This window comes from Peribacillus sp. P4_C12 (assembly GCF_056402095.1).
Genome location: NZ_JBFUIB010000259.1, coordinates 1 through 5,317, shown reverse-complemented (window position 1 = coordinate 5,317; position 5,317 = coordinate 1). Strand labels below are relative to the sequence as shown.

Below are 5,317 nucleotides of genomic sequence, written 5' to 3'. Positions count from 1 at the left end.
TCCCTTAACCCCACGGCGGGCAAGAACTAGATAAGCCAACATGGCGATGGCATGACAACTTACCATCACAATACCCATAGGAAGGGGTGAATCACCTGAACCTAGACCCACAAGGGGAGCCATTAGTGACCCTAAGATAAAAGGGAGCAGTCCAATTAAGGCCGAGGCACTGCCTGCTGTTTTTTTCTGATTCTGCATCGATAAAGAAAAACTTGTTGTACCGACAATTCCAACGCTAGAAACAGAGAAGAATAAAGCTATCAAGATTCCTGCTAACCCAATTTCGAGAAGGATAGATGAAAGAAGTAGGATCCCTCCAAATAATGCAAGACATAATCCTATTTGAAGGAGTTTTTCCTCTTTTACCTTACCTGCCAGCCTTCCAGTCACTTGAGAAGCAATAATGATACCCATTCCGTTTGTTGCAAAAATAAGACTGAACGTTTGGGGAGAGACACCAAAGATATTTTGGAGAACAAAAGGCGAGCCGGAAATGTAAGCAAACATTGCGGCACTTACGAATCCTTGTGAAAAAGCATAGCCCATAAACACACGGTCTTTTAATAAATTCCCAAAAGTTCGGAGTGTATCGGTTACCCCTCCTGCACTTCTATGATTAGGAGATAATGTTTCCTTTACACCGAAAAATGCTGCGGCAACCATAAGCACACTTAATACACAAATGACTATGAAAACTCCTCGCCAAGATGTGAACTGTAACAGCTGACCTCCAAAAACTGGAGCCAAAATCGGCGCAGCTCCATTTACCAGCATTAACATGGAGAAGAATTTTGTCAAATCCGTTCCTGAAAAAAGGTCACGAACAATGGCCCTGGAAATGACAATTCCTCCTGCTCCTGCGATACCTTGAATAAAACGTAATAATAAAAGCAATTCAATGGATGGAGCAAAAGCACATAACAGAGATGAAACGCAATAAATGGATAGTGAAATGATTAACGGTACCCGTCTTCCTTTTGCATCACTTAGTGGCCCTAGATAAATCTGCCCTAACGCCAATCCTAATAAACAGGCAGTCAAACTAAGCTGGGCTAAAGACGCACTGCTTTTTAGATCTTCAGCAAGCGTAGGCAGACCTGGTAAATACATATCAAGTGACAATGGTCCAATCGCTGCAAAGGAACCAAGCATAAGAGCCATCAACAGCCTTTTGGATTTAGTCATTTCGTTACCTGATGAAATTGTTTCTTTCAATTCAATCATTACTACCCCTATCCCTTTTAACAAGTTGTTTTTTTCTAAAAAATACGTGATCTTCTTTATTTTACAAAAAATCCAGTCAATTTACGATAAGTATGCTTTCCTTAAGTTAAAGATAATCCGAGTAATTCTATTTAGCACTCTTTTAAAATGATAATGAGGGGATTCAAATTGTTTTGCACCATATTAACCTGTACACAGCAGTCTATCAATATTAAGGTGTATGACGAGAAGTCATATAAAGTTTATGAGAAAGAAGGAGAACTAACCTTATCCACCACAAATAATGAATTAAAAATCACACATGGTTTTAGTAGAGGGATAGAAATTGACGGTTTAGAAACAGCAGGACTTTAAAAAAAAAAGGCATTGTGGTTGATATTTCACTCTCAAAAAAGGACCCCATTTTTTTGGAGTCCTTTTTTCACATGTCATTTTCATAATACTACTAAATTACGTGGAGTATCACCTGCTAAACCATCCATCAAGTTTTGTGCAGCAAGGCTTGCCATTTTCAATCTTGTCGCAATGCTGGCACTCCCGATATGCGGTAACGTAACCACATTTGGCAATGTTAGCAGCGGATGATCCAATGAAACTGGTTCTTCTTCAAATACATCTAATCCTGCCGCCCAAATTACTCGGTTTTTCAACGCCAGATATAACGCCTTTTCATCAACAATCCCACCTCTTGCCGTATTTATGAGTACAGCCGTCTCTTTCATTAAATCCAGCTGATCTGCGCCAATCATATAAGTGGTTTCCGGAGTAAGCGGCAACATGACACAGACAAAATCCGAAACTTGGAGCAATTTTTCAAGGGGCTGATATTCAATTCCTAATTCTTTTTCCTGTTCATATTTACGGCTTCGATTAAAATAAACTAGATCCATATCAAAGCCCTTAGCTCTTTTAGCCAGTGCCTCACCAATCCTCCCTAACCCGATGATTCCCATCGTTGCACCGTGTACATCCTGTCCGGTCAGCTGCATAGGTGACCACGTTTCCCATTGTCCACTCTTTAAATAATCTTCTGCTTCTATCAGCCTTCTTGCCGTTGCAAGCAGCAAGCCAAAGGTTAAATCAGCAGTTGTTTCCGTTAAAACCCCGGGCGTGTTCGTGACCATGATGCCTCTTTTTATTGCACTATGTATATCAATATTGTTATAACCAACCGCCATATTGGCAATGATTTTTAGATTAACCGCCTTTTCAATCAGCGCCTCATCTATTTGTTCCGTCAACAAACAAAGCAACCCATCAATTTCTTCTATTTCTTTTTCAAGCACATCTCTAGGAACCGGTATATCCTCTTGTTCCCACATCGTGACATGATAATTCACTCTCAGCCTATTAACTATTTGTTCTGGCAATTTCCTTGTAATATAGATCTTAGGTTTCAAACTAGGCCCTCCTATACACTTTCTATTTTCTATAGAACGCTTTCTCTCAACATACATTACAGTTTTAGTTATAAAAAATACATGAATATGAAACCTCAACAGCCAAAATTAATTATAAGAATATTGGCTTAATTTCCGGGGTGCTTATTCAATTTTAAAATAAACAAGATAAATAAACCATCCATTACCAGTTATTTTCTCTATTAAAATCTTTTTCATTTGGAAGTTTCCGCTTGACAGTTTCATTTCATTCATCTCATCATAGATTAATAACCCTTTATATATACTTGCTCAATATTAGTAATATCACTATTTAGTTAATCTCAATTTGGGAGGATAGGCGACGTTCATGAAAACTAATACATTACTTGAAATTTATCCAATTATAGCTCCAAGTGCTTTATCATTGAAAAGCATAAACTTTTACTTAGTAAAACAGGATGAATCTTTAACATTAGTAGATGCTGGTATGAATGACGATGTTTGCTGGAATGCATTACAGAACACATTAAAGGAAAATGGTTTTACCATTAAGGATATTACAGAAATTTTGTTAACCCATCACCATGGAGACCATGTAGGTTTGGTTAACCGGATTACTGCACTCCACCCGATTCCTGTTTATGCCCATTCTAAATCCGTTCCTCGTTTAAAACGGGATCCTGACTTCTTAAGTATGAGAATTGAATTTTATAAACAGCTTTACCTTCAAATGGGCTGTGGTGAACTAGGTGATAAACAAGTCGCCTATTTATTCAATGCCGTTGATAATAATAAAGATCAAAGACTGAATTGTGACATCATTGAAATCACGGAAAAAAAATGGCTGAACTTTGAAGTAATCGAATTTCCCGGACATGCCCCGGATCAAATAGCCTTCCTTGACCAAAAAGAGAAACGGCTGCTTGCTGGTGATTTATTGATTGAACATATTTCAAGTAATGCCTTGGTTGAACCTGATGAAAACGGCAATAGAATGCTGACACTCGTGGATCATATCGATTCATTAAAGCGGTGTTTATCATTACAGATTAATCTCATTTTACCAGGACATGGTAATATCATAGAACACCCCGGTTCTTTAATTGAAAAAAGACTCAACAGTATTGAGTCAAAATCACAAAAAATCTTGGCTTTAATAGAATCCGGAATTTCGACAGGTAATGAACTGGCGAAAACCTTTTATAAAGAAAAATATGTAAAAGAGTTCCCGCTTGTCATGTCAGAAATTATTGGTCATTTAGATTACTTAGAATATCAGGAAAAGATCAACAAGGAAATTATCAAAAATGTGGTTCATTATTACGTTAAGTAAAAATCACAAAGGCTGAAATCCACAAAGATTTCAGCCTTTTTATCTTCCCAATTAAGCTTATACACACAAAACAATCTGTCTGGAAAAAATGCCTTTCTTGGCCACACATCGATCTGCAATTTCAAACCCGGCTTCTTCAATCATGTGATCCATCGTATCAATGGTTACGACAACCACCTTGTCAGCAAAGCGTCTGGCATGTTTAAGGATTGAGAGTTGATCTTCCGGAGTCGCATGTGTATATAGATTGTAAGGCATATCAATAATCGCTACATCATAGTTTTTCGTAACATCTGAGATTGGCCCGGTTGTTACATCACCTTCGAGTCCGAAATAAGCAATATTCTCTCTCGATCCATCTGTCACAAGAGGATTGATATCGCGACCATCAATATCTATCCCCATTGATAGGGCTTCCACTAACACTGTCCCAATGCCGCAGCATGGATCAATGGCTTTCACTCCATCTGGATGTGGAACCGCAATGTTAGCAATGGCTCTGGCTACTCTTGTGCTAAGTGCTGTTGAATACTCACGAGGCTTTTTCATATGATGTAACCAAACAGCTTCCGGTTTAACATATTTCCCGAAATACCAACGACCACCAAGTGGCACAATACCAAAGACCTGATCAGGATTACGTACATCGGCATTTCCCTGAATGTGCCAGCCAATTTCCCGTTCAATTTCACGTTGTCCATCATAATCTATTTTTGCTTCTTTATCCAAATCATTAATTTTAACAAATAACACTTTAAATGTTGAATGTGGTAAGTGAATATTTTTTACCTGCTCAACAATTTCGGATATGCTTTCCCCTTCGTACATCACCTCGACCCGTCCTTTTATAAACGGACTTCTGCTCGGTTCAATTTCAATATTACTTTTCAAAATATTAACTGATGTTTCTAAACCGAAGAACGAGCGCATCTCCATATTACATAAAGAGCGTTCATCTGGGCTGCACGTAAAGGTATATATATATGCCGGCAAACGGCTATGATTATTCAATGTATTCCCATCCTTCATAATACGTTAGATTATATCTTTCTATCAAACATAGCTTTAAAAGATTAGAAATGCAAATAGAATCATGACGAAAAACAGCAGGAACGCTGTTCTTTCAGCGTACCTGCCGTTTTTAATAAAATTTAACCATTTACCTTCCTTCATCTAAAGCTAGAAAATACACGCAATATCTTACAACTTCGATTGGAAAAACAAGTGAATGTTAAACAAGTAATTAATCTAATGTATGCAATTGACTATTTATATAATTTGCCCGTGACTCTATGAAATTGAGGATGAAATCAGGTTCTTTATCGAAATTTTCAATATTATCCCTAATATATGGATCTTGCGGAACATACGGTCTGAT

The 5,317-nt window shown here is 37.8% G+C and carries 5 protein-coding genes; 2 read left to right on the top strand and 3 right to left on the bottom strand.

All coding sequences use genetic code 11. From position 1 onward, the window contains the following. The coding region (locus tag AC1DUW_RS20525; RefSeq protein WP_477643320.1) for a multidrug effflux MFS transporter at positions 1-1,224 on the bottom strand (1,224 nt) is incomplete at its 3' end. A 168-nt stretch (positions 1,225-1,392) separates the two neighbouring features. Here AC1DUW_RS20525 and AC1DUW_RS20520 point away from each other — a divergent pair. After that, positions 1,393-1,578, top strand: coding sequence for a hypothetical protein (locus tag AC1DUW_RS20520; protein WP_053345044.1), 186 nt, complete (start codon positions 1,393-1,395; stop codon positions 1,576-1,578). 80 nt (positions 1,579-1,658) lie between these two features. Here the strand turns inward: AC1DUW_RS20520 and AC1DUW_RS20515 are convergent, their stop codons facing one another. Further along, complete coding sequence (locus AC1DUW_RS20515) at positions 1,659-2,624, bottom strand: 2-hydroxyacid dehydrogenase (RefSeq protein ID WP_053345043.1); 966 nt, start codon at positions 2,622-2,624, stop codon at positions 1,659-1,661. A 349-nt stretch (positions 2,625-2,973) separates the two neighbouring features. Here AC1DUW_RS20515 and AC1DUW_RS20510 point away from each other — a divergent pair, with 349 nt between their 5' ends. Then, positions 2,974-3,939: an MBL fold metallo-hydrolase gene (locus AC1DUW_RS20510; RefSeq protein WP_053345042.1), complete on the top strand. Its 966-nt coding sequence runs from the start codon at positions 2,974-2,976 to the stop codon at positions 3,937-3,939. 57 nt (positions 3,940-3,996) lie between these two features. Here AC1DUW_RS20510 and AC1DUW_RS20505 read toward each other — a convergent pair whose 3' ends face one another. Further along, positions 3,997-4,950 (bottom strand): TRM11 family SAM-dependent methyltransferase, encoded by a 954-nt coding sequence (locus tag AC1DUW_RS20505; RefSeq protein ID WP_053345041.1) that lies wholly within the window; start codon positions 4,948-4,950, stop codon positions 3,997-3,999. Positions 4,951-5,317 lie beyond the last annotated feature (367 nt).

Excerpts from the sequence above, each read along its gene's own strand:
- AC1DUW_RS20510 (WP_053345042.1), top strand. The coding sequence starts at position 2,974 with ATGAAAACTAATACATTACTTGAAATTTATCCAATTATAGCTCCAAGT.